Source organism: Streptomyces sp. NPDC052036 (assembly GCF_040680495.1).
Classification (GTDB): Bacteria; Actinomycetota; Actinomycetes; order Streptomycetales; family Streptomycetaceae; genus Streptomyces.
The window spans coordinates 22,055-46,315 of record NZ_JBFAWW010000004.1 but is presented as its reverse complement, the minus strand read 5'-3'; the positions used below and the strand labels follow the sequence as shown (position 1 = coordinate 46,315).

At 71.0% G+C, this 24,261-nt stretch carries 21 protein-coding genes; 10 read left to right on the top strand and 11 right to left on the bottom strand.

What is annotated here, in order from left to right; genetic code table 11:
- The first annotated feature begins 382 nt into the window (after positions 1-382).
- From AB0L95_RS08470 to ybaK, 4 genes are all read left to right on the top strand, one after another.
- On the top strand, positions 383-1,963 hold the full coding sequence (locus AB0L95_RS08470; protein WP_365158884.1) for an oxidoreductase: 1,581 nt from the start codon (positions 383-385) through the stop codon (positions 1,961-1,963).
- 183 nt (positions 1,964-2,146) lie between these two features.
- Positions 2,147-3,184 carry a hypothetical protein gene (locus AB0L95_RS08465; protein ID WP_365158882.1) on the top strand — a complete coding sequence of 346 codons (1,038 nt, stop codon included), beginning with the start codon at positions 2,147-2,149 and terminating at the stop codon, positions 3,182-3,184.
- 11 nt (positions 3,185-3,195) lie between these two features.
- Positions 3,196-3,936, top strand: a complete 741-nt coding sequence (locus AB0L95_RS08460; RefSeq protein ID WP_365158879.1) for an LON peptidase substrate-binding domain-containing protein — start codon at positions 3,196-3,198, stop codon at positions 3,934-3,936.
- 89 nt (positions 3,937-4,025) lie between these two features.
- On the top strand, positions 4,026-4,538 hold the full coding sequence (ybaK, locus tag AB0L95_RS08455) for a Cys-tRNA(Pro) deacylase (protein WP_365159615.1): 513 nt from the start codon (positions 4,026-4,028) through the stop codon (positions 4,536-4,538).
- A 217-nt stretch (positions 4,539-4,755) separates the two neighbouring features.
- Here the strand turns inward: ybaK and AB0L95_RS08450 are convergent, their stop codons facing one another.
- From AB0L95_RS08450 to AB0L95_RS08435, 4 genes are all read right to left on the bottom strand, one after another.
- On the bottom strand, positions 4,756-5,445 hold the full coding sequence (locus AB0L95_RS08450; RefSeq protein WP_365158877.1) for an AAA family ATPase: 690 nt from the start codon (positions 5,443-5,445) through the stop codon (positions 4,756-4,758).
- 34 nt (positions 5,446-5,479) lie between these two features.
- Entirely contained in the window at positions 5,480-6,298 is an 819-nt protein-coding gene (locus tag AB0L95_RS08445; protein WP_365158874.1) for an ABC transporter permease, read from the bottom strand.
- A 91-nt stretch (positions 6,299-6,389) separates the two neighbouring features.
- Positions 6,390-7,361 (bottom strand): ABC transporter ATP-binding protein, encoded by a 972-nt coding sequence (locus AB0L95_RS08440; RefSeq protein ID WP_365159613.1) that lies wholly within the window; start codon positions 7,359-7,361, stop codon positions 6,390-6,392.
- A 111-nt stretch (positions 7,362-7,472) separates the two neighbouring features.
- On the bottom strand, positions 7,473-8,687 hold the full coding sequence (locus tag AB0L95_RS08435) for an NYN domain-containing protein (protein ID WP_365158871.1): 1,215 nt from the start codon (positions 8,685-8,687) through the stop codon (positions 7,473-7,475).
- Between the two features lie 225 nt (positions 8,688-8,912).
- On the opposite strand from AB0L95_RS08435, the gene AB0L95_RS08430 reads away from it, so the two are divergent.
- On the top strand, positions 8,913-9,095 hold the full coding sequence (locus AB0L95_RS08430; RefSeq protein WP_365158868.1) for a hypothetical protein: 183 nt from the start codon (positions 8,913-8,915) through the stop codon (positions 9,093-9,095).
- 124 nt (positions 9,096-9,219) lie between these two features.
- Here AB0L95_RS08430 and dnaE read toward each other — a convergent pair whose 3' ends face one another.
- The gene (gene dnaE, locus AB0L95_RS08425; RefSeq protein WP_365158865.1) at positions 9,220-12,759 is read right to left on the bottom strand and encodes a DNA polymerase III subunit alpha; all 3,540 of its coding nucleotides are present in this window, start codon (positions 12,757-12,759) and stop codon (positions 9,220-9,222) included.
- Between the two features lie 367 nt (positions 12,760-13,126).
- Here dnaE and AB0L95_RS08420 point away from each other — a divergent pair, with 367 nt between their 5' ends.
- The 4 genes from AB0L95_RS08420 to AB0L95_RS08405 all read left to right on the top strand — a co-directional run bounded on the left by AB0L95_RS08420 (position 13,127) and on the right by AB0L95_RS08405 (position 17,868).
- Entirely contained in the window at positions 13,127-14,452 is a 1,326-nt protein-coding gene (locus AB0L95_RS08420; protein WP_365158863.1) for a DUF2252 domain-containing protein, read from the top strand.
- A gap of 68 nt (positions 14,453-14,520) precedes the next feature.
- Positions 14,521-15,213 carry a hypothetical protein gene (locus tag AB0L95_RS08415; protein ID WP_365158860.1) on the top strand — a complete coding sequence of 231 codons (693 nt, stop codon included), beginning with the start codon at positions 14,521-14,523 and terminating at the stop codon, positions 15,211-15,213.
- A 91-nt stretch (positions 15,214-15,304) separates the two neighbouring features.
- A complete protein-coding gene (locus AB0L95_RS08410) occupies positions 15,305-16,114 on the top strand; it encodes a thioredoxin domain-containing protein (protein WP_365158857.1) in 810 nt (269 codons plus the stop codon).
- Positions 16,115-16,206: 92 nt separating this feature from the next.
- Entirely contained in the window at positions 16,207-17,868 is a 1,662-nt protein-coding gene (locus AB0L95_RS08405; RefSeq protein WP_365158854.1) for an alkaline phosphatase D family protein, read from the top strand.
- A gap of 17 nt (positions 17,869-17,885) precedes the next feature.
- On the opposite strand, the gene AB0L95_RS08400 is transcribed toward AB0L95_RS08405, so the two are convergent.
- Positions 17,886-18,455: a dienelactone hydrolase family protein gene (locus AB0L95_RS08400; protein ID WP_365158851.1), complete on the bottom strand. Its 570-nt coding sequence runs from the start codon at positions 18,453-18,455 to the stop codon at positions 17,886-17,888.
- Positions 18,456-18,559: 104 nt separating this feature from the next.
- Here AB0L95_RS08400 and AB0L95_RS08395 point away from each other — a divergent pair, with 104 nt between their 5' ends.
- Complete coding sequence (locus AB0L95_RS08395) at positions 18,560-19,702, top strand: mechanosensitive ion channel domain-containing protein (RefSeq protein ID WP_365158848.1); 1,143 nt, start codon at positions 18,560-18,562, stop codon at positions 19,700-19,702.
- Between the two features lie 12 nt (positions 19,703-19,714).
- Here the strand turns inward: AB0L95_RS08395 and AB0L95_RS08390 are convergent, their stop codons facing one another.
- The 5 genes from AB0L95_RS08390 to lspA all read right to left on the bottom strand — a co-directional run bounded on the left by AB0L95_RS08390 (position 19,715) and on the right by lspA (position 24,246).
- Positions 19,715-20,455: an SDR family oxidoreductase gene (locus AB0L95_RS08390; protein WP_365158845.1), complete on the bottom strand. Its 741-nt coding sequence runs from the start codon at positions 20,453-20,455 to the stop codon at positions 19,715-19,717.
- Between the two features lie 36 nt (positions 20,456-20,491).
- Positions 20,492-22,078, bottom strand: coding sequence for a Na+/H+ antiporter (locus AB0L95_RS08385; RefSeq protein WP_365159610.1), 1,587 nt, complete (start codon positions 22,076-22,078; stop codon positions 20,492-20,494).
- An 86-nt stretch (positions 22,079-22,164) separates the two neighbouring features.
- Entirely contained in the window at positions 22,165-22,632 is a 468-nt protein-coding gene (locus AB0L95_RS08380) for a GNAT family N-acetyltransferase (RefSeq protein ID WP_365158842.1), read from the bottom strand.
- A complete protein-coding gene (locus AB0L95_RS08375) occupies positions 22,629-23,573 on the bottom strand; it encodes an RluA family pseudouridine synthase (protein WP_365158839.1) in 945 nt (314 codons plus the stop codon). The genes AB0L95_RS08380 and AB0L95_RS08375 overlap by 4 nt, the downstream gene beginning before the upstream one ends.
- A 52-nt stretch (positions 23,574-23,625) precedes the next feature.
- Positions 23,626-24,246, bottom strand: a complete 621-nt coding sequence (gene lspA, locus AB0L95_RS08370; RefSeq protein ID WP_365158836.1) for a signal peptidase II — start codon at positions 24,244-24,246, stop codon at positions 23,626-23,628.
- Positions 24,247-24,261 lie beyond the last annotated feature (15 nt).

Below are 24,261 nucleotides of genomic sequence, written 5' to 3'. Positions count from 1 at the left end.
GGCGTCGGCGTGTCGGTGTCGCGACGCGGAGTGCGACGGCGTGTCGAGCGCCGTTGCGCGCCGCCGGTCCGCCCGTCGAGCGCCCGCCGGGCCCACGGTTTCCGGCGCGCGCCCGTCCGCCCCTTCGTGCGCCGCCCGTCCGTCCTGTCGTGCGCCGTCCGTCCGCTCGGCCCTCCCGGCTCTACCCCGGGGCGGTGGTCACCGGGCGGGTGATGGCCGGATCGAGTGGTTTGGAAGCCACCGAGGGCCGCCAGGGGTGGCCGGATCCGATGGCTGAGACGGGATCCGGAAGATCACCGTCACCCATGGCGTTCGGTCCGTCACACAACGGGCATGAACGGTCGTACGAAACTCGCGAGTAGCCGGGGAGGAAGGAAGCGCCGTGACCGAGGGTGCCGGCTTCCGCGCCGGGGACCTGCCGGACGATCTGACCGCCACCGAGGCGGGCATGTGGCAGGCCTTCCGCAACGGCAGCGCGTACGACCTGCGCAGCGGGGACGCCGACGTGGACGATCCGCACGGCGACCGTCCCTGGGGGCCCGAGCGCAGCGTCCGCGCGCGCATCGTGGCCTGGCTGCTGCTGGGCGGCCCGCCCGCGCTGGCGGGGCGCGTGTCCTCGCTCAAGCTGACCGGCGTGCGGATCACGGACACGCTGGATCTGGCGGGCGGCACGATCGTCCCCTTCGTGGAGCTGAAGGGCTGCCGGTTCGAGAACGAGGTCCTCCTGCCGGAGGCCCGCTTCACCACCCTGCGGCTGGTGAACTGCTCGGCGCCGCGCCTGGAGGCGGCTCGGGTGCACACGGAGGGTGATCTGCATCTGCCGCGCTGCCGCTTCGAGGGCGGCGTACGGCTCACCGACGCGCACATCGGCACCGATCTGCTGCTCAACCAGGCCGTCGTCCACCGGGACCGGCGGGGCCGCTCGATCACCGCGGACGGGCTGAGCGTCGGGCAGGACCTCCAGGCCGAGATGCTGGAGTCGTACGGCGAGCTGAGCCTGCGCAGCGCCACCGTCGGCGTCTCGCTGAGCCTGCGCGGCGCCCGGCTGGCCAACCCGTACTCCCGGCTGGCACTGAACGCCCCGCAGCTGACGGTCGAGCGGACGCTGTACCTGACCCCCGCGGGCGTCGGCAATCCACTGCTGACCAGCGGCACCACCCCCGCTCGCGGCACCCGGGTGCAGCCTTTCGAGTGCCGGGGCGGCATCCGGCTGGACGACGGGCGGTTCGGGGACGCGGTCGACCTGGACCGGGCCCGGTTCGTCCTCGACGACGGCCAGGAGCTGTCCCTGCTCCGGGTCCAGACGCCCGAGCTGCGCTTCCTGGGCGAGCTGCCGGGGCGCGGCAAGGTGGTCCTGTCGGGCGCGCGGATCGTGAACCTGGTCGACCGGTCGACCAGCTGGCCGGGCACCGGCGATCTGCACATGGGCGGCTTCGCCTACGAGAACCTCGTCCCGCAGGACGCCTTCCCGCTCGCCCGGCGCCTGGAGTGGGTGGCGGCGGCGACCGCCGAGTACAACCCCGAGCCCTACGAGCGGCTCGCGACGGTGCTGCGCAACTCCGGGGAGGACGAGGACGCGCGCGAGGTGCTCCTGGCGAAGCAGCGGCGGCGGCGCGAGACACTGCCGCCCGCGGCGAAGCTGTGGGGGTACGTACAGGACTGGACGGTCGCCTACGGCTACCGGCCGGGCCGAGCGGCGGTGTGGATGGCGGTGCTGTGGGCGGCGGCCTCAGTCGCCTTCTCGCACGCGAGCCATCCGCCGGTCAACAAGGACGGGCACCCGGCATGGAACCCCTCCCTGTTCGCCCTGGACCTGCTGCTGCCGGTCATCGACCTCGGCCAGGCGGGCCAGTGGCAGCTGAGCGGGGGATGGCAGTGGGCGTCGGCGGTGGTCATCCTGCTCGGCTGGATCCTGGCGACGACGGTCGCGGCGGGCGCGACCAGGCTGCTGCGGCGCGGCTGAGGCCGGCGCGCGGCACCACGGCGGACTCATGAAACCGCAGGACTTCGGCACAGCCGGCGCATAGCGACCCAACAGCCACGAACACGACCTTTACCGACTCTTGACTGTTGAGAGTACAACTAAATGTCGGTTACGGAAACGTGCTGGCGTGCCCCGACCTGCGCCTTTTCAATGGTCGACACCATGGCACTGCTGCGCGCGCTCCTCCGTACGACACGGATGGCAGGTAACTCCCCCCACCCCGCCGACGGGCTGCCCGCGGACGACGACGTCCTGCTCGACGCGCCCGACCCGCGACTGGCCCCCGCGCTGGTGGCCGCGGGACTCGGCGACCACGGTCCGGCGGCCGAACTGCTCGCGGCGACCCGGAAGGCCGGTGAGTGGGAGGACCGCGACCGGTATGTGACGCGGCTCGCCGCCTTCGCGCGCTCCCGGGACGAGTGGTTCACACGCTGGTGCGCCACCGCCCCCAACGATCCGGACGCGCTGCTGGTCAAGGCGGAGCTGGCGGTGGCCCGCGGCTGGGAGTCACCGGCCCGTGCCGAACTCCTGCGCGAGGTCGGCCCATTGGTCGCGGCGGCGACCGAGGGCGATCCCCGGGACCCGGTGCCGTGGCGGGTGGCGCTCGACCACGCACGCGGCGTCGACGCCGACCACATCGCGTTCGAGCGGCTGTGGGGGGAGGCGGTGCGCCGCTCCCCCCACCACTACGGCTGCCATGCCGCGGCCCTCGCGTATCTCTCGGCCGTCTGGCACGGCTCGCACGGCGAGTGCTTCGACTTCGCCGAGACCGCCGCGCACGACACGCCGCCCGGCTCCCTGATGCAGGCCCTGCCCCTGCGGGCCGCCTTCGCGTATCTGACGGACGGCGGCGGCGCGACGGTGTCCCGCGACCGGCTGCACGCCGCGACGGACCGCTCGATCGCGCTGTCGGCACGGTACGCGCCCGCCGATCCCCGGCTCGCGGAGGTCCGCAATCTCCTCGCGTACGTCCTGGTCACGCTGGAGCGCAGGCCGGACGCGCTGACCCAGCTGCGCCTGATCGGCCCGTACGCCACCTCCTTCCCCTGGGACCGGTTCTCGGACGATCCGCTGGGCCGTTTCCTGGACCTGCGCAGGGGCGTGTGCCGGGAACCGGCGGCGCTGCGAGCCGTCCCGTCGGCGGGCCCGGTTCTCCCACGGAGTGAACGCGCCGGACACGCACCCGCCCGCGACCATTAGGCTTTCCGGTCGTGACCACCGTCCGACTCCCACTCTTCCCGCTGAACTCGGTGCTGTTCCCGGGGCTCGTGCTCCCGCTGAACGTCTTCGAGGAGCGCTATCGCGCCCTGATGCGCGATCTGCTGAAGACCCCCGAGGACGAACCGCGCCGCTTCGCCGTCGTCGCCATCCGTGACGGCCACGAGGTGGCGCCGAGCGCGTCGGGCATGCCCGATCCCACCGCCCTGCCCGAGCGCGGACCGGCGGCAGGCTTCGGCTCCGAACCGGCCAAGGCGTTCCACGGGGTGGGCTGCATCGCGGACGCGGCGACGATCCGGGAGCGGGCCGACGGCACGTTCGAGGTGCTCGCGACGGGCACGACACGGGTCCGGCTGCTCTCGGTGGACGCGTCGGGTCCCTATCTGACGGCCGAGCTGGAGGAGTTGCCGGAGGAGCCGGGCGACGAGGCCGGTGCCCTTGCCGAGGGCGTGCTGCGGGCGTTCCGCCAGTACCAGAAGCGGCTCGCGGGCGCGCGGGAGAGGTCCCTGTCCACCGGCGCGGAACTGCCGGACGAACCGGCGGTGGTGTCCTACCTGGTGGCGGCCGCGGTGATGCTGGACACGCCGACGAAGCAGCGGCTGCTGCAGGCCCCGGACACCGCCTCGCGCCTGCGGGACGAGCTGAAACTCCTTCGCGCGGAGACCGCGCTCATCCGTAACCTGCCGTCCTTGCCGGCGTCGGACCTGACGCAGGCCCCGACGAGTCTGAACTGACGTACGACTTTCGAGGAACAGGCCAGATGGCGAAGAAGGCGAAGAAGCAGGAATCAGGGGCGCGCGATGGGGGCGCCCCCGGACGGAGTCTGGGGGCGCATTCGAGTGGAGCCGGTGGTGGGCGACGGGCGGGCGGAACTCCGGCGACGGTTGCGCTGACGGCCGCCGGCGTGGACTTCACGGTCCACTCCTACGACCATGACCCCTCCCACCCCTCCTACGGCGAGGAGGCCGCCGAGGCGACGGGGGTCTCCCCCAACCGGGTCTTCAAGACGCTGGTGGCCGACGTGGACGGCGCACTGGTGGTCGGGGTGGTCCCGGTGGCGGGCTCGCTGGACCTTAAGGCGCTGGCGGCGGCCGTGGGCGGCAAGCGGGCGGCGATGGCGGACCCGGCACTGGCGGAGCGCACCACGGGATATGTGCGCGGCGGCATCTCCCCGCTGGGCCAGCGCAAGAAGCTGCGCACGGTCCTGGACGCGTCGGCGTCGTCGCACGCCACGATCTGCGTGTCGGCGGGCCGCCGGGGACTGGAGGTCGAGGTGTCCCCCGAGGACCTGGCGGCCCTCACGGACGCGACCCTGGCCCCCATCGGCCGCGCCTGACGACTCGACGAACGGCCCGTCGTGAGCTAGTACGGAAATATGTCGAAGAGGACACGCAAGCGCAAATGGCGCACGAAGAAGGGCCACTCGAATCACGGCCACCGTCCGGCGTGACCACGCCACCGACCCGGCGCCGGGCCGCCTCACGGGACTGACCCGGCGCCCCACCAGTGGGGACTTCCCTCGCGCGGGCCGCCCGAGCGCCCGTGTGGGCAGCCTATGACGCCGGCGGGGCGGCCGGTTCGTAGGGCGTCGCGTAGGGGTCCGGGTCCCGGGGGCCGAACAGCGCCGTCAGACCGAGATGCACCACCAGCGCCGCCACCGACCAGGCCAGCAGCGCCCCCTTCGCGCCCAGCTTCAGTGGCGCGGAGAACGTCACACCCTTGCCCACGGCCTTGGCTTGCGCGAGCACGTTCTGCGGGGGCCCCAGCCAGATGCCCACCCGCCAGGCGAGCAGGGAGCCGAGCAGCCCGCCGAGGGCGAGCGCCGCGACCAGCGGCACCCCGCCCCGCTTGCGCAGCAGGAAGACGACGAGCGCGCTGATCGCCCCGAACCCGAGCGCGAGCAGCGTGAATGTCCCGTCCACCCCGATGGCCTGCTCCCCCTCGGTGTCCTTCAGATAGACGACCCAGGTGTTGTCGACGATGTCCCCCACCAGCGGCACATGCGGCGAGAGCCATGACCACAGCGCCCCCAGCAGCACCCCGGCGAGGGCGACGACCACCGTGATCACGGCGCCCTCCCGCAGTTCGGTCTTCATACCGGGTCCGTCCGCGCCGTACGCGGCCGTGGCACCATGCGGAGCGGGGCCCGCCCCGGGAGGGACGGACACGGCTTGCCACCCGTCGTGCGAAGCGTGCGGGGGCTGTTCATGCGGCGGCGGAGGCGGAGTCAACGGAGCGGTCACCTTCACATCCTGCCAGTCGTGTCTGTCAGCCGCGTCACCGGACGGCCGCCCGGCGGTACGCCCAGGTCGCCAGGGCCAGCGAGGCCGCTCCGACAGCGGCGCACACGGCCAGCTCACCCAGGACGAACGGCCAGTCCGGGTGCCCCCCGAAGGTCCGCGCAAACGCCTCGACCCCATAGGTGGACGGCAGCAGATCCCGTAGGACCTGGATGGCCTCCGGCATCCGATGGGCCGGCAGCACTCCCAGCAGCAGCGCCGCCGACATTCCCAACTGTCCGAGCAGGGTCGCCAGTTCGGGACGCGGCGCGAGCAGCCCGAGCGCGGCGCCGAGGCCGGACAGCGCGGCTCCGGAGAGCGGGATCACCGCGGCCAGCACCCACAGATGGGCGAGCGGCAGCCCGAACAGCACACATCCGAAGACGGCGGTCACCACGGTCCCGGGCACGGTGAAGGACGCATAGGCGCCCGCAGCCCCCAGGACCACCGCGGCGGCCGGCACCGGCAGCGTCGCGTAGTGGTCGAGGCCGCCGCTGGCCCGCAGCTGCCCGAAGTACTGCGCGAGCAGATTGAGACCGACGTACGCGACCACCAGCACCGACGACCCGGCGACCACGGAGCGGGCGTCGCCCCCGTTGTCCACGACCCCGCGCATCATGATCATGATGCCGATCGACTGGAAGGTCGCCACGAACAGCAGCGGGATCCGCGCGACCCGCGCCCGGGAGAGCTGCGCCCGGTACACGGCGGCGAGCGACGGCCACAACCGTGCCCGCGGCCCCAGGCCGGCCGCGGGTCGGCCGCCGTCCTCCGCCACCCGGGCGCCGGGCAGAACCTCGGCGGGTACGACACTCACGTCGCGCTGCTCCTCTTCGTTCCTGCCGCCGTCCCGTCCCCCGCGGACACGGCGCCCCTTCCGGTGCATACGGCTCCGGCGCCCCGGACGCTCATGCCTTCACCAGACCCTGGGTGCTGCCGCCGAGCGCCAGATAGACGTCCTCCAGGCTGGGCGTGGCCAGGGTGAAGTCGTCGAGCGCGACGAAGGCGGCACCGCCGGTGACCGTGGCGACGGCCGCACGTGCCTCCTCCGGGGCCATACGCAGCGACCAGCGGCGTCCGGACTCCACCGCGCGGGCGCGCAGCGCCGCGACCTCCGGGACCTCCAGCGGCGCCCGCTCGCGCCAAACGAGCTCGACCCGGACCTCGCCCGCGACCCGCTCCTTGAGCCCGGCCGGGGTGTCACAGGCGATGACCCGCCCCCGGTCGAGGACGGCGACCCGGTCGAGGACGGTCTCGGCCTCGATGACGTTGTGGGTGACCAGCACCACGGTCGTGCCGCGCTCGGCCCTGCGCCGGTCCACGGCCGCCCACACGGCGCGCCGCGCGACGGGGTCCATCCCGGTGGTCGGCTCGTCGAGCACGAGCAGCGGCCGCTGTCCCATCAGGGCGGCGGCCAGGCAGGCGAGCCGGCGCTGACCGCCGGAGAGCTTCTTCAGCGGGCGTCCGGCGATCGGGGTGAGCCCGAGCTCGTCGAGCACCGCGTCCCGCTCCGCGCGGGCCTTGCGCAGTTCGAGACCGCGCAGCCGCCCGGTCGTCTCGGCGGCGAGGGAGACGGTCAGCTCGTCGAGGGCGGTGGACTCCTGCCCGAGGTAGGCGAGGATCCGCGCGGCCCGCTCGGGGTGGCGCACGATGTCATGGCCGAGGATCTCGACGCTGCCTCGATCGGGCCGCAGCAGCCCGGTCAGCTGGCGTACGAGGGTGGACTTGCCGGCGCCGTTCGGTCCGAGCAACCCGAAGACCTCCCCGCGCCGGACGTCCAGCCGTACGCCGTCGGTGGCCCGCACCTCGGGCGTCCCGGGCGCGCCGCGCCGGCCTCGTACCGCCGGATAGGTCTTGGTCAGCCCGCGCACGGCGCACACGACATCGTCATCCTGCCGTGGTGCCTGTGCGGTGCGCGTGTTCACAAAGGACGAGGGTAAGGGGTGGCGGACGCCGGGCGGGCCCCGGGGCCCGCCCGAGCCGTCCGTGCGCTACTCGCCGCCGGACGCGTGTTCCGTCGTGGTGCGCTGGTCGATCTCCCGCCAGAATCCCGCCCGGATCGCGTACCGGTCGTTCTCGTCGATCTGGTCGTCCTTGTGGGCGAGCAGGCCGAAGCGGGCCGCGTAACGCAGCAGTTCCCCGTCGATGCGGTGCGGCACCCGCGGATACATGCCGGAGAGCCTGTGCAGACAGGAGCTGTCGGCAAGCCGTTCGGTCCACCGCCGGGCGAACACCTGTCCTACCTCGTAGGGATCGCCGCCGACCGTGGTGATGTCCTCCTCCCGGTCGGCCCACCGCTGCTCCGCGGTCGTCAGCTGGGCCAGCGTGGGCAGGGCGGCGGCCTCCGACGACTCCGCCGCGACCGGCCGGTCCACCCACCCCTTGTCGGAGGACCAGCGCAGCGTCGCCCCGGCGGGCTGCTGCGCGGTCTGCGGGCCGGGCGCCCGCAGCGCGGCCAGGTCCTTCGGCGTCGGCACCCCCTTGGCCGCCGGTACGCGCTCCTGGGTGCCGTTGCGCGACGCGGTCGCCGCGGTGTGCTCCGGCTCCGGGGCGGGCCGGTCCGTCGTGCTCCTGAGCCCCGACTCGGGCAGGGGCGCGGAAAGGATCGCGGCGATCTCCGGACGGGGGTCCGGCTGGGACGCACACACCCCGCCCGGTTCCCTGGCGCGTACGGCCTGGGTGATCCAGGCGCGGTCGAGCACCCGCCGCTCGTCGGCCTCGGCGACCAGGTCCTCGGACTGGTTGTAGTCGCCGTCCGCGGCCTGCACGGCCCACAGGTGCACGGCGACCCCGTGCTCCTTGGCGGCCATCATGCCCGGCAGCAGATCCCCGTCACCGGTGACGAGCACGACGTCCGAGCAGGCGCGGTTGCGGGCCAGCTCGGTCAGCTCGGCGTGCATCGCGGCGTCGACGCCCTTCTGCGCCCAGCGCCCGTCGCTGCGGGTCAGTGCGCCCAGCCGCACGGTCACCCGGGGCATCACGCGCAGCCTGCGGTGTTCGGGCTGTGGGACCCGGTCGGGGGCGCCGTCGAACCAGTAGATGCGCAGCAGGGGCCGTTCGGTGTCGGACTCGGCACGCTCGCGCAGCCCCTGGATGAGGGCGGCGTGGTCGACCGTGATCCGGGACCTCGACGGCTCCCCGGCGAGCAGGCTCGCGGCAGCCCCGAGCAGATACCCGGCGTCCACCAGGACAATGCAGCGGTCCACGCGATCCACCCTCTTTCCGGGAGGTTTGCTTCGGGCTTCCTTCGAGTCTGCCCGACCACGGGGAGGTTAACGGCCCGAACTCGATCTTCGGCGTGGCGGATCGGGACGACTCCGCACGAACAGGCGTTGTCACACACGGTAATTATCCGACATGCGACTGTTGTCAGGCTATGTGAATCTGGTCCCGGCTCTGGCCCTCAGATCCCCCACAGGAGGCAGATCACCATGGCCAAGAACAAGAACCGCAAGCAGGCGGGCCCGCAGAACCGCTCCTCCCAGGCCGAGCAGCCCCAGGAGAAGGGGCAGAGGTCCTCCGCCACGGAGCCCCACGAGTCCCCGATACCGCAGGTGCAGGGCAGCCCTGCGGATGTTGCCCGTAAGAAGCAGAAGAGCTTCGGCCACAACTGAAGCCCGCGCCAGGGCACCTGAAGCCCCGCGTGGCCAGGGAGCCTGGATATGCACAGAGGGGCGCACCCTTTGATGGGTGCGCCCCTCGTGTACGCCGTCGTTGCGAACGGGCCGTCGTGAGCGGTCAGCCCGCCAGACAGGAGGGTCCGAGCAGGACCTTCAGATCGCCGTAGAGCGCGGGATCCGGCTTGACGCGGTGGCGGTCCAGCCTGAGGACGGTCGTCTTGCTCGGCCCCTGAAGCTTGATCCGCACCTCGCTGTCGCCCTTGTGGTGGCTGAGGATCTCACCGAGGCGGCTCACCATCGGCGGGGTGACCTTCATCGCGGGGATGGTGAGCACCACGGGCGCGTTGGTGCCGGCGTTCGACAGGTCCGGGACCATGAGTTCCATCGCGACCAGCCGCGGTACGTCCTCACGCTTGTCGAGGCGGCCCTTGACGAACACCACGGCGTCCTCGACGAGTTGGGTCGACACCAGCTGGTAGGTCGCCGGGAAGAACATGCACTCGATGGAGCCGGCGAGGTCCTCGACCGTGGCGATCGCCCATGCGTTGCCCTGCTTGGTCATCTTGCGCTGCAGACCCGAGATGATGCCGCCGATGGTGACGACCGCGCCGTCCGCGTGCTCGCCTCCGGTGAGTTGCGAGATGCCCGCGTCGGCCTTGTCGGACAGCACGTGCTCCAGGCCGAAGAGCGGGTGATCGGAGACGTAGAGACCGAGCATCTCCCGCTCCTGGGCGAGCAGATAGGTCTTGTCCCACTCCTCGTCGGTGAAGGTGACGTCCAGACCGAAGCCGGGCTCCTCGCTCTGCTCCTCCCCCATACCGCCGAAGAGGTCGAACTGGCCCTCGGCCTCCTTGCGCTTGACCGCGACCACGTTGTCGATCATCGGCTCGTACTGCGCGGTGAGGCCCTTGCGGGTGTGCCCCATCGTGTCGAAGGCGCCCGCCTTGATCAGCGACTCCGTGGTGCGCTTGTTGCAGACGACCGCCTCGACCTTGTCGAGGTAGTCCGGGAAGGACGCGTACTTCCCCTTGGCCTTGCGGCACTTGATGATCGACTCCACGACGTTCGTACCGACGTTGCGCACGGCGGAGAGGCCGAAGAGGATCACGTCGTCACCCTGGGCGGCGAAGTTCGCCTCCGACTCGTTGACGTTCGGCGGGAGCACCTTGATGCCCATGCGGCGGCACTCGTTCAGATAGACGGCCGACTTGTCCTTGTCGTCCTTGACCGAGGTGAGGAGCGCGGCCATGTACTCGGCGGGGTGGTTCGCCTTCAGATAGGCGGTCCAGTACGACACCAGGCCGTACGCCGCGGAGTGGGCCTTGTTGAAGGCGTAGCCGGCGAACGGGACCAGCACGTCCCACAGGGCCTGGATGGCCTCGTCGCTGTAACCGTTCTTGCGGGCGCCCGTCTGGAAGATGGTGAAGTTCTTCGCCAGCTCGTCGGGCTTCTTCTTGCCCATCACACGGCGAAGGATGTCGGCCTCGCCGAGCGAGTACCCGGCGATGATCTGGGCGGCCTTCTGCACCTGCTCCTGGTAGACGATCAGGCCGTAGGTGACCGCGAGGACCTCCTCGAGGGGCTCCTCCAGCTCCTTGTGGATCGGCGTGATCTCCTGCTGCTTGTTCTTGCGCAGCGCGTAGTTCGTGTGGGAGTTCATGCCCATCGGGCCCGGGCGGTACAGGGCCGAGACGGCGGAGATGTCTTCGAAGTTGTCCGGCTTCATCAGGCGCAGCAGGGAGCGCATGGGGCCGCCGTCGAACTGGAAGACACCGAGCGTGTCGCCGCGCTGGAGCAGGTCGAAGGTCGTGGGGTCGTCCAGCGGGAGACCCAGCAGGTCGATGTCGATGCCCTTGTTGGACTTCACCATCTTGACGGCGTCGTCCATGATCGTCAGGTTGCGCAGACCGAGGAAGTCCATCTTCAGCAGGCCGAGCGACTCACAGCTCGGGTAGTCCCACTGGGTGATGGTCACGCCGTCGGTGTGCCGGACCCAGACGGGCACGTGCTCGGTGATGGTCTCGCTGGACATGATCACGCCGGCCGCGTGCACACCCATCTGGCGCACCAGCCCCTCGACACCCTTGGCGGTGTCGATGACCTTCTTCACGTCCGGCTCGTTCTCGTACATCCCGCGCACCTCGCCCGCCTCCGAGTAGCGGGGGTGGTTCGGGTCGGTGATGCCGGACAGCGGGATGCCCTTGCCGAGGACGTCGGCGGGCATGGCCTTGGTGATGCGGTCGCCCATCGCGTACGGGTAGCCCAGCACGCGCGCGGAGTCCTTGATCGCGTTCTTGGCCTTGATGGTGCCGTACGTGCCGATCATGGCGACCTTGTCGGCGCCGTACTTCTCCGTCACATAGCGGATCACCTCGACGCGCCGGCGCTCGTCGAAGTCGATGTCGACGTCGGGCATGGAGATGCGTTCGGGGTTGAGGAACCGCTCGAAGATCAGACCGTGCGGGATGGGGTCGAGGTCGGTGATGCCCATGGCGTAAGCGACGATCGAGCCCGCCGCGGAGCCTCGGCCGGGGCCGACCGCGATGCCGTTGTTCTTGGCCCACATGATGAAGTCGGCGACCACGAGGAAGTAGCCGGGGAAGCCCATCGAGATGATGACGTCCATCTCGTAGTCGGCCTGCTTCTGGCGGTCCTCGGGGACGCCGCCCGGGAAGCGGCGCTCCATGCCGCGGCGGACCTCCTCCTTGAACCAGGTCACCTCGGTGTAGCCCTCGGGGATGTCGAACTTGGGCATGAGGTCGCGCTTCTCGAACATGCCGCTGGTGTCCACCATCTCGGCGACGAGGAGCGTGTTGGCGCAGCCCTCCTGCCAGGCGTCCGAGGAGTCGATGGCGTACATCTCGTCCGTGGACTTCAGGTAGTAGCCGGTGCCGTCGAACTTGAAGCGGTCCGGGTCGGAGAGGTTCTTGCCGGTCTGGATGCACAGCAGGGCGTCGTGGGCGCCCGCCTCGTGCGCGTAGGTGTAGTGCGAGTCGTTGGTGACCAGCGGCGGGATGCCGAGCTTCTTGCCGATCTCCAGCAGGCCGTCGCGGACCCGGCGCTCGATCTCGATGCCGTGGTCCATCAGCTCCAGGAAGTACTTGTCCTTGCCGAAGATGTCCTGGTACTCGGCGGCGGCCTTCAGGGCCTCGTCGAAGTGACCGAGGCGCAGCCGGGTCTGCACCTCGCCGGAGGGGCAGCCGGTGGAGGCCACGATCCCCTCGGACCACTGCGCGATGGTCTCCTTGTCCATCCGGGGCCACTTCTGCAGCCAGCCCTCGGCGTACGCGTCCGAGGACAGCCGGAAGAGGTTGTGCAGGCCCGTCCTGTTCACCGCCCACATCGTCTTGTGGGTGTAACCACCGGAACCGGAGATGTCGTCCCGCTTCTGGTGCGGCTGGCCCCAGAGGATCTTGCGCTTGTTGCGCCGGGACTCGGGGGCGACATATGCCTCGATGCCGATGATCGGGGTGATTCCGGCCTTCGTCGCAGTATGGAAGAAGTCGTACGCCCCGTGGAGGTTGCCGTGGTCGGACATGGCGATGTGCGTCATGCCCATCTCGTTGCACGCGTTGAACATGTCCTTCAGCCGCGCGGCACCGTCCAGCAGCGAGTACTGGGTGTGGACGTGCAGGTGCGTGAACGGCGGCTTGGACACGGTTTCGGCCTCCAATTGAGGGCGGGGATCGGGTGGCGGGCGGGCCCCCGGTGACGGATGTCCGACCGGCTGCGGACAGTCTGGGGGGACAGCGTTGAAGTCTATGCCTCGGGACTGACACCCGACGGGCTTCCCCACGTACCTTCATCCGGAGGGACCGGAGAACCCGAGGAACCTCAGGAATCCGAGGGACGCAGAACGCGGCGGACCGCGCATCCGTATCTTCGTGCGATGGACACGGGCCCTTCCGTCCGTGCCCTCGTGCGGGGGACACGGGCACTTTCCGCGTACCGTCGTCCGTTGGAAGGGAACGGACGATCCGGTCCCCCACACGTCACGCACCACCTGCACCTGGAGGCATCCCGCGATGTCGGTCACGCAGCTCAGCGCTGAGCAACGCGGCGAGGAGATCCTCGCCGTCTTCGACACCGCCTTCGGCGAGCTGCTCGCCGCCGACCCGGCCGCGTTCCGCGTGAAGTTCCGCAAGATGGCGGCTTCCGCCTTCGCGTTCTACCGGGGCACGGCGTGCCTCTTCTACCACGACCTGGACGCCGAGAAGCGCGGCGGCCCGTACCTGGACGACCGCACCTCGCGCGTGTGGATCCACGGCGATCTGCACGCCGAGAACTTCGGCACCTACATGGACTCCACGGGCCGCCTGATCTTCAACGTGAACGACTTCGACGAGGCGTACGTCGGCCCCTTCACCTGGGACCTGAAGCGCTTCGCCGCCTCCGTGGCGCTGATCGGGTACGCGAAGGCGCTCAGCGACGAGCAGATCACCGAGCTGGTCAGGGTCTACGCGGCGGCCTACCGCGAGCGCGTCCACGCCCTGGCGACCGGGGCCAAGAGCGACGAGGTCCCGCCCTTCACCCTGGACACCGCCCAGGGTCCGCTGCTGGACGCGCTGCGTGACGCCCGCTCGCTGACCCGCTTCGGGCTGCTGGACTCGATGACCGAGATCCGCGACTTCGAGCGCCGCTTCGCGCCCGGCGGCGGCTCCATCGAGCTGGACGCGGCCACGCGCTACAAGGTGCTGGCGGCCTTCGACGGCTATCTGGAGACCCTCCCGGAGTCGTCCCTGGCCCGCCCGGACTCCTACCGCGTGAAGGACGTGGTGGGCCGCCGCGGCATCGGCATCGGCTCCGCGGGCCTGCCGTCGTACAACATCCTCCTCGAGGGCAACAGCGACGCCCTGGAGAACGACGTGGTGATCTACATCAAGCAGGCCCAGACCCCGGCCGTCTCCCGTCACATCACCGACCCGGCGATCCGCGGCTACTTCCAGCACGAGGGCCACCGCACGGTGATCTCCCAGCGTGCCCTGCAGGCGCACGCGGACCCCTGGCTGGGCTGGACGGAGCTGGACGGCGCGGGCCAGCTGGTCGCCGAGGTGTCGCCGTACGCCGTGGACCTGGACTGGGGCGACATCGACGACCCGGAGGAGATCGCCGCGGTCGTCGCCGACCTCGGCCGTGCCACGGCCACGATGCACGCGGCGGCGGACGACCAGTCCGGCGAGTCCCTCGTGCCCTTCTCGACGGAGCGGGCCATCGACGCGGCGATCGCCGCCGACGAGCCTGGCTTCCCGGAGCTGCTGGTGGACTTCGCCCACACGTACGGCGCACGCGCGCGTGCCGACCACCAGGTCTTCGTGGACCTGTTCCGCAACGGCCGGATTCCAGGTCTGTGACGGAAGGACCGGGCACAGCAAACCTTTAGTGCTCCCTTACCGGAGCACATGACACACTCTCCTCTGCTATGGACATATCCGGGACCCGCCTCAGAGCCGTACGCGCGGCGCTGTTCACGGCACTTGTCGTGACGCTCAGCACCGCGTCGCACGTGCTGCTGTCCGAGGTCCCCCTGCCGATGGGGACGGTGGCCGTGACAGCCGCCGCCGTCTTCGTCGTCGCGTACGCGCTGGCCGGCTGCGAGCGCGGCTTCGGGAAGATCGCCGCCCTGCTGGTGCCGTTGGAGCTGACCGCCGACACGGTGTTCACCACCGGCCAGCACGCCTGCTACGGCAGGGCGGGCGGCCCGGTCACCGGCCCGCTGCACTCGGTCGGCCTGGACGTGCTGTGCAACGGCGGCAGCGTGGGCACCCCGCTCATGCGGGCCGCGGGCACCGGTACGGGTACCGACCGGATCACCGCGCTCCTCGCGCACGCCGACCCCGCGACCGCCTGGCTGCTGCTCGCCGCCCATGTGAGCGTGGGGCTCCTCGCCGCCGCCTGGCTGCGCCGCGGCGAGCGGGCACTGGTGCAGCTGCTCGGCGCGATCGCGGTGAACACCTTCCGGCCGCTGCTGATCGCGACGGCCGCGGTGCGGGTTCAGCTCACCCCGGCCCGCCGGGCGCAGCGCCCCGCACCCCGGATCGCCGCCCTGCGCACCCTCCTCTTCGTGCACTCCCTGGGACGGCGTGGACCGCCGTGCTCGGTCGCCCTGATCTGAGCGACATCCCGAGATCTGAGCGACATCCCGAGCACGACCACCCCCCACCCGTATCCCGCGCACGAGCGTGCGCGTCCCACAGGAGAACACCATGAGCAAGCGGAACAGCCAGACCGAGAAGACGGCGGCCCGTGAGCGGCTGCGCGTCGAGCGCGAGCGGCAGGCCAAGCGTGACAAGGCGAAGCGGCAGATCATCGTGGCCGCCTCGGTCGTGGCCGTGCTGGCCGCGGCGGGCGGCATAGGTTACGCCGTCGTCCAGGGCAACAAGCCCACCCACTGGGAGGCCGCGAAGAGCGCCAAGGTCGTCGCCCCGGCCAACACGACGGGCACGAACGGCACCACGGTCGTCATCGGCAAGGACACCGCCCCGAAGACCCTCAAGGTCTACGAGGACCCGCGCTGCCCCGTGTGCGCCCAGTTCGAGCAGACCGTCGGCACGACCGTGAAGCAGGACATCGACAGCGGCAAGTTCAAGTTCCAGTACGTCGGCGCCACGTTCATCGACGGCCATGACAACGGCGAGGGCTCGAAGAACGCGCTGAGCGCCCTGGGCGCCGCGCTGAACGTCAGCCCCGAGGCGTTCCTGGAGTACAAGTCCGCGCTGTACTCGACGAAGTGGCACCCGGACGAGACGACCGACAAGTTCAAGGACGACAGCTACCTCATCAAGGTCGCCGACACGGTCCCCGCGCTGAAGAACAACACGAAGTTCCAGGACGCGGTCAAGAAGGGCACCTACGACGCCTGGGCGATGGCCATGTCGAAGACCTTCGACGACAACAAGGACGGCGTGACCGGCACCCCGGGCTTCGTCATGGACGGCAAGCAGCTCAACGGCGGCACCCCGCTCCTGACGGTGGCCGACTTCAACAGGGTGGTGGACGCGGCCCTCAAGGGCTGACGCCAAGGGGGAATCCAGCCCTCAAGTGAAGAGCGGGCGAACTTTCGGAGTTCGCCCGCTCTTGCGCGTACCGATCAGTAACCTGATCGGCCGTGACCAGTCGATACAGAGCATCCGAGAGCTCCGGCTCCTTCTCCCCGCGCCGCCGTACGGTCGTCAAGGCCGCCGCCGCGACGGCCGTGATCGGCGTCCCGCTCGCCGCCGCCCTCCCGGCCCGGGCCGCCTCCGACGCCCCCGCGTTCCTGCACGGCGTGGCCTCCGGCGACCCGCTGCCCGACGGCGTTCTGCTGTGGACCCGCGTGACCCCCACCCCTCAGGCGATACCCGGCTCCGGGGTCGGCCCGGACACTCGGGTGGAGTGGGTCATCGCCAAGGACAAGGCGCTCACGAACATCGTCGCCAAGGGGTCCGTCACCGCGACCGCCGCCGCCGACCACACCGTCAAGGCGGACGTGCGCGGTCTGCAGCCCGCCACCGACTACTGGTTCCGTTTCTCGGCCGGCGGCACCGACTCCCCCGTGGCCCGTACCCGCACCGCGCCGGCGGCGAACGCGGACGTGTCCGGCCTGCGCTTCGGCGTCGTCACCTGCGCCAACTGGGAGGCCGGATACTTCGCCGCCTACCGCCACCTCGCGGCCCGCAACGACCTGGACGCCTGGCTGCACCTCGGCGACTACATCTACGAGTACAAGTCCGGCGAGTACGCGGCCCGGGGCACGGTCGTCCGCCCGCACGCGCCGGCGAACGAGATCATCACGCTCGCCGACTACCGGATCCGGCACGCCAAGTACAAGACCGACCCCGACCTGCAGGCCCTGCATCTGAAGGCGCCGGTCGTCGCGATCTGGGACGACCACGAGTTCGCCGACAACGCCTGGTCGGGCGGCGCGGTCAACCACACGGAGGGCGCCGAGGGCACCTGGACCGCCCGCAAGGCGGCCGCCCGGCAGGCGTACTTCGAGTGGATGCCGGTGCGCCAGGCGATCGAGGGCACCACCTACCGGCGGCTGCGCTTCGGCAAGCTCGCCGACCTGTCCCTGCTGGACCTGCGCTCCTTCCGCTCCCAGCAGGCGTCCACGGGCAGCGGCTCGGTGGACGACCCGAACCGCACGATCACCGGCCGCGCCCAGCTCGACTGGCTGAAGGCGGGGCTGAAGGCCTCCGACACCAAGTGGCGGCTGGTCGGCAACTCGGTGATGATCGCGCCGTTCGTCATCGGCTCGCTCACCGCCGACCTGCTCAAGCCGCTCGCCAAGCTGCTCGACCTGCCGCAGGACGGGATCGGCGTCAACACCGACCAGTGGGACGGCTACACCCACGACCGCCGGGAACTCCTCGACCATCTGCGCTCGAACGCCATCGGCAACACCGTCTTCCTGACCGGTGACATCCACATGTCGTGGGCCAACGACGTGCCCGTGGACGCGGGCACCTACCCGCTGTCGCCGTCGGCCGCCACCGAGTTCGTCATCACCTCGGTGACCTCGGACAACCTCGACGACATCGTGAAGGTCCCCGAGGGCCTGGTCTCCGTGGTCGCCGCGCCGCTCATCGAGGCCGCCAACCGGCATGTCCACTGGGTGGACACCGACCGGCACGGCTTCGGCGTGCTGGACATCACCGCCGCCCGCGCCCAGATGGACTACTACGTCCTGTCCGACCGCACGGACGCGAACGCCACCGCCAAGTGGGAACGCTCGTACCGCACTCTCAGTGGCACGCAGAAGATCGAGCGGACCTACGACCCGGTCTGACCCCGGGGACCGGACGACTACAGGCTGTCGAGGAAGCCGAGCGCCACCCGCCAGGTGGCCTCGGCGGCCTCCTCGTCGTAGTCCGGCAGCTCGGGGTCGGTGTAGAGGTGGCCGGCGCCCGCGTAGCGGTAGATCTCGACGTCCGCGCCCGCTCTGCCCATCTGCAGATACCAGGCGCTGAGCCAGTCGTCCGTCTCGAACGGGTCCGGCTCGGCCACATGCAGCTGGACCGGCAGCTCGTCCGCCGAGGCGCTCGGCGCGATGTCCGACGTGCCGTGCAGCAGCAGAAGGCCGCGCGCGTTCTTGTCGCCGAGCGCCAGGGTCTGCGCGATGGACGCGCCGAGCGAGAAGCCCGCGTACACCACGCCCCGCTCCGAGTACGGCGCCGCGGCCAGGACGGCCCGCTTCAGCAGCTCTTCCTTGCCGATCTCGTCCTTGAAGGCCATGCCCTCCTCGACCGTCTCGAAGGTGCGGCCCTCGAACAGATCGGGGGTCCACACCTCGTGCCCGGCGGCCCGGAGCCGGTCGGCGGCGGCCCGGACCGCGGGCCGCGGTCCGTACGTCGAGTGGAAGAGGATGATGTTCATGAGCCCATGGTGCCAGCAGGGACGGACAACGCTGTGAACAGCGGGTTCGCAGGGAGATCCGGGACACAGGTTCATGACGCCGTCTGCCGGTTACGTTCGAAGGCATGGAGAACGTACTGCGCCCGGTGATCGTCGTCGGTGGCTCGGTCGTGCTCACGGTGCTTGTCGGGTGGGCCACGGACCTCCTGCTGCGCAAGGCGAACGCCGGACGCCCCGAGACGCCCCTGTGGGGCCTGCTCCGCCGCGCCCGCATCCCCTACCAGCTCGTCCTGTGCGCGGCCCTGCTGAGAGGCTCCTACGACCAGGCGAAGCTGCTGGAGGCCCATCGGGTCGCCGTCGGACGGACGCTGACGCTCATCCTCATCGGTTCCGCCGCCTGGCTGGTGATCCGTATCGCGGGCGCGGTCGTCGAGACGTCGTACTCCCGCTACGCCCGCGCCCACCGCGACCCGGCCCGGGTCCGGCGCGTGCGCACCCAGGTGTCGCTGATCATGCGGGTGGTGGCGGCGGTCGTCGGGGTGGTGGCCGCCAGCGCGATGCTGCTGACGTTCCCGGCGATGCGGACGGCCGGCACCTCGCTGCTGGCCTCGGCCGGCATCCTCGGCATCGTCGCCGGTGTCGCCGCGCAGTCCACGCTCGCCAACCTCTTCGCGGGGCTCCAGATTGCGTTCGGCGACATGGTCCGGATCGGCGACACGGTCGTGGTGAACAGCGAGTGGGGCACCGTCGAGGACATCACCCTGACGTTTCTGACGGTACGGACGTGGGACGAGCGCCGGATCACCATGCCGGTGTCGTACTTCACCTCGCAGCCGTTCGAGAACTGGTCCCGCGGCGGCGCCCAGATGACCGGGATCGTCTACTTCCACGTCGACCACTCCGCGCCCGTGGAGGCGATGCGCGACAGGCTCCGCGACATCCTGCGCGAGTGCCCGGCCTGGGACGGCCGTGCCTTCGGCCTCCAGGTCACCGACAGCACGCCCAACACCATGCAGGTGCGGGCGCTGATGACCGCGAAGGACTCGGACGACATCTGGACGGTGCGGGTCGCCGTGCGCGAGCGGATGATCCGCTGGCTGAACGAGGAGCATCCCTACGCGCTGCCCCGGGTCAACACGGCGAGCGCGGTGCCCCCGCCGAGCAGGAACGGCCACCCGGGGACCGAGGGCATGGCCACGGGGGCGCAGGGGTCGCCCGACGGCCGGTTCCACAAGGCCTACGGGTCCTCCCGGACCGGCCGGGGCTGAGTCCCGGGCCCTTCAGTGGCCCCGCTCGGCGCCGCCGTTGACCTGGATCACCTGCGCGGTGATGTGCCGGGCGCCGGGGGACGCCAGCCAATGCAGGGTCTGGGCGATGTCCCCCGGCGTCCCGGCGCGGCCGGTCGAGGTCTCGGCCACGAGCCGGTCCCGGCGCGCCGGCTCCATCGCGTCGCCGAAGAACCCGGTGTCCTCGACATAGCCGGGTGCGACCACGTTCACCGTGATGCCGCGCGGCCCCAACTGCCGGGCCAGATCGAAGGCGTACGGGTGCAGCGCGGCCTTGGACGCGGCGTACGCCCCGCTGCCGGAGCCCCGGTAGGCCGCGATGGAGCTGAGGAACAGCACGCGGCCGCCGGGCGAGGCGAGCCGGTCCCCGAGCGCCTCCGTGAGCAGCGCCGCGGTGAGCACGTTCAGCCGGAAGTTGACGGTCCAGGTGTGCGCGACCGCTCCGAGCGGGTCATGGACCTCCGCCTCGGGCTCCAGGTGCCCGGCACCGCCCGCGCTGTTGACGAGGACGTCCACGGTGCCCAACTCGTCCGCCACGTACCGGGCGACCCCGCGCACGGCGTGCGGATCGCTCAGATCGGCCGCGTAGGTGAGCGCCCCGGGCACGTCCGCCTGCTCCAGCACCTCCGCGCGCCGCCCGATGAGCAGCACCCGGTCCCCGTCCGCGGCGAAGGCCCGCGCCGCAGCGAGTCCGATTCCCGTGCCGCCGCCGCTGATCACCACATTGCGTGCCATGATCCGATCGTACAAAGCGAGAGCGGGCGGGCGGTGTCACCGCAGACTGCGCACGTCCAGGTGGCGCAGCACCCGGTCGACGATCTCGGGGTCCGCCCCCGGTTCGCTGCGGGCGGCGAGCACCTCGTGGCGCGCCGCGCTCAGCATCTCCCCCTGGATCCTGCGCAGCCTCCTGAGCCGCTGAGCACGCTGTACATGTGCCTCGCGCCGCTCCTCGTCGCCCAGATCGGGGCTGATGCGGGCACCGATGTCGAACGCCCGCCGCAGCAGCTGTTCGGACAGCTCCTCCGGCAACTCCTCGACCTCCTCGATCTCCTTCAGCCGTCGCTTCGCCGCCTTGGCCGCGCGGACCGCCAGCCTCCGTTCGAACTCCTTCTCGCTGACCGTGTCGGCGCGTACCCCCAGCCTCTTCACCAGCAGCGGCAGCGTCAGCCCCTGGAGCACCAGGGTCGCCATGATCACCCCGAAGGCGATGAAGACGATCTCGCCCCGGTCGGGGAAGGGCGCACCGTCGTCCATGGTCAGCGGGACGGCCAGGGCCAGCGCCACCGAGGCCACGCCGCGCATCCCGGACCACCACATCACCACGGTCTCCCGCCATGACGTGGGGATCTCCTCGTCGTAGTCCCGCCGGGCGTGCAGCCGCTTGGTGAGCCAGGTCGCGGGCAGCAGCCACAGCAGCCGTACGAGCACCACGACGGCCACGATCGCGGCGGCCCAGCCGAGCATCTGGCCCCACCGCCCGGCCGCGGTCCGGATCGCATGGTGCAGTTCGAGCCCGATGAGTCCGAAGGCGACCCCCGTGACCAAGGTGTCCACCACGTCCCAGAAGGTGTGTCCGGCCAGGCGCATCAGGACGTCGTCCGGGTCGCTCGCGTACTCCGCCAGGAACAGCGCGGTGACGAGCACGGCCAGCACACCGGAGCCGTGCAGTTCCTCGGCCAGCACATAGGACGCGTACGGCACCAGCAGCGTCAGGCCCACCTGCAGGGTGGCGTCCTCCAGCAGGCCGATCAGCTTGTTGGCGACCCAGCCGAGGGCCAGCCCGATGAGCAACGCGACGACCGCGGACAGCACCAGTTCCAGCAGGGCCCGCGGCAGCGAGAAGGTTCCGGTGACGGCGGCGGCGATCGCGACGTGGTAGAGCACGATCGCCGTGACGTCGTTGAACAGGCCCTCGCCCTCCAGGATCGACACCAGCCGGCGGGGCAGTCCGAGCTGTCCCGCGACGGCGGTCGCCGCGACCGGGTCGGGCGGCGCGACCACCGCGCCGAGCGCGACCGCGGCCGCGACCGGCAGCCCCGGCACGACGGTGTGTGCGACGGCGGCCACGCACACCGTGGTGACGAACACCAGCGCCACGGCCAGCAGGAAGATCGGCCGTTTGTTGGCCGCGAACTGCCGCCATGAGGTCCGGCGCACCGCCGCGTACAGCAGCGGCGGCAGCAGGGCGGGCAGGATCAGCTGCGGCGGGATGTTCACATTGGGCACGAAGTCGGGCAGCGCGAGTGCGATCCCGAGCAGGGTCATCAGCACCGGTGCGGGCAGCCCGAGCCGGTCGCCCACCGGGACGCTCACCACGGCCCCGAGCAGCAGCAGGAGCAACAGGGCCAACTGATCCACGGTCAGCGCTCCGGGAGGTTCGACGTTCACACGGCGGGGGTCCAGCCTGCCATCTCACCCCTGTCGGCTGCCCCCGGCGCCCCAGGTCACACGGGGTGTCGCATCGCCCGGTGGGGTATCTCGGCGTCGGGGAACTCCGGGCCGTACGCCGTGTAGCCGAGCCGTTCGTAGAAGCCCAGGGCGTGGGTCTGCGCGTGCAGGTCCACCGCGGTCAGGCCCCGCGCGCGTGCCGCGTCCTCGATCGCCCGCACCAGCGCGGCGCCGACGCCCAGACCGCGTGCCTCCCGGGTGACCGCGAGCCGCCCCAGGGAGCCCACGGACGGATCGCCGCCGTTCTTCGCCGCGGCCGCCTCTCCGTACAGCAGCCGGCCCGTGCCGAGCGGCACCCCGTCCTGCCGTATCGCGAGCACATGGACGGCGTCGGCGTCGTAGGCGTCGTACTCGATGTCCTCGGGGACGCCCTGCTCGCGGACGAAGACCTCCTTGCGGACCGCGAAGCACGCCTCGCGGTCGGCGGGGTCCTCGGCGAGGCGCACCTCGAACGCGGCGGTCATGCCCAGCTCTCCTCACGCACCTTGTCCAGTGCCTTCTGCAGGTCGGCGGGGTAGGCGCTCTCGAACTCCACCCACTGTCCGTCCGCCGGGTGCTCGAAGCCGAGACGCACCGCGTGCAGCCACTGCCGGGTCAGGCCGAGCCGCTTGGCGATCGTGGGGTCCGCGCCGTACGTCAGGTCGCCGACGCACGGGTGGCGGTGGGCGGCCATGTGGACGCGGATCTGGTGGGTGCGCCCGGTCTCCAGCTTGACGTCGAGCAGGGAGGCGGAGCGGAACGCCTCGATGAGGTCGTAGTGCGTGACGGAGGGCTTGCCCTCGGCCGTGACCGCCCACTTGTAGTCGTGGTTCGGGTGGCGGCCGATGGGTGCGTCGATGGTGCCGCTGGTCGGGTCGGGGTGGCCCTGGACGAGCGTGTGGTAGCGCTTGTCGACCGTGCGCTCCTTGAACTGGCGCTTGAGCGAGGTGTACGCGCGCTCCGACTTGGCCACGACCATCAGGCCGGACGTACCCACGTCGAGGCGGTGCACGATGCCCTGACGCTCGGAGGCGCCGGAGGTCGAGATGCGATAGCCGGCGGCGGCGAGACCGCCGATCACGGTGGGCCCCGACCAGCCGGGCGACGGGTGCGCGGCCACGCCGATCGGCTTGACGATCACGACCACGTCCTCGTCGTCGTGCACGATCTCCATGCCCTCGACCGGCTCGGCGACCACCTGCACCGGCGCGGGCGCCTGCGGCATCTCCACTTCAAGCCAGGCACCGCCTCGCACCCGCTCCGACTTGCCGACGACGGTGCCGTCGACCTGCACCTTGCCCGCCGCGGCCAGCTCCGCGGCCTTGGTACGGGAAAAGCCGAACATGCGGGAGATGGCGGCGTCGACGCGCTCGCCCTCCAGGCCGTCGGGCACGGGCAGGGTACGAAACTCGGGAAGGGTGCTCACCTCGTCGAGTATGCCGGACGGGTCCGACAACGCCGTACGAGAGTCCTGGTGGTCAGTCCTTGTGGACCGTTCCATCCGGGTCCAGACCCCGGAAGGACAGCAGCACGATCAGGATGCCGCCGCAGACGATCGCCGAGTCGGCCAGGTTGAAGACGGCGAAGCCCTTGGGCGCGATGAAGTCGACCACCGCGCCCTTGAAGACGCCCGGCGAACGGAAGATCCGGTCGGTGAGGTTGCCGAGGGCGCCGCCGAGCAGCAGGCCGAGCGCGATCGCCCAGGGCAGGCTGTAGAGCTTGCGGGCGAGACGGGCGATCACCACGATCACGGCGGCGGCGATCACCGTGAAGATCACGGTGAAGGCCTGGCCGAAGCCGAAGGCGGCGCCCGCGTTGCGGATCGCCTCCAGGCGCAGCCAGTCCCCGATGATCTGGATCGGCGCGTGGTGCTCCAGCTTCGCGACCACGAGCAGCTTGCTCACCAGGTCCAGGGCATACGCGATGGCGGCGACCGCGAACAGGGCCGCCATCCGGCGCCTGCCCTTCGGGGCCTCGGCGGTGTCGGCCCCCGGCGTCCGTGCCCCGGCATCCTGCGCCGGGGCGCCGGACTTCTCGGGCCCGGCCCCCGCCGCGTCTGGGATATCCGGCGTACCGATGATGCGCTCCGCCTCTGCCACGTGAGTCCCTCAACC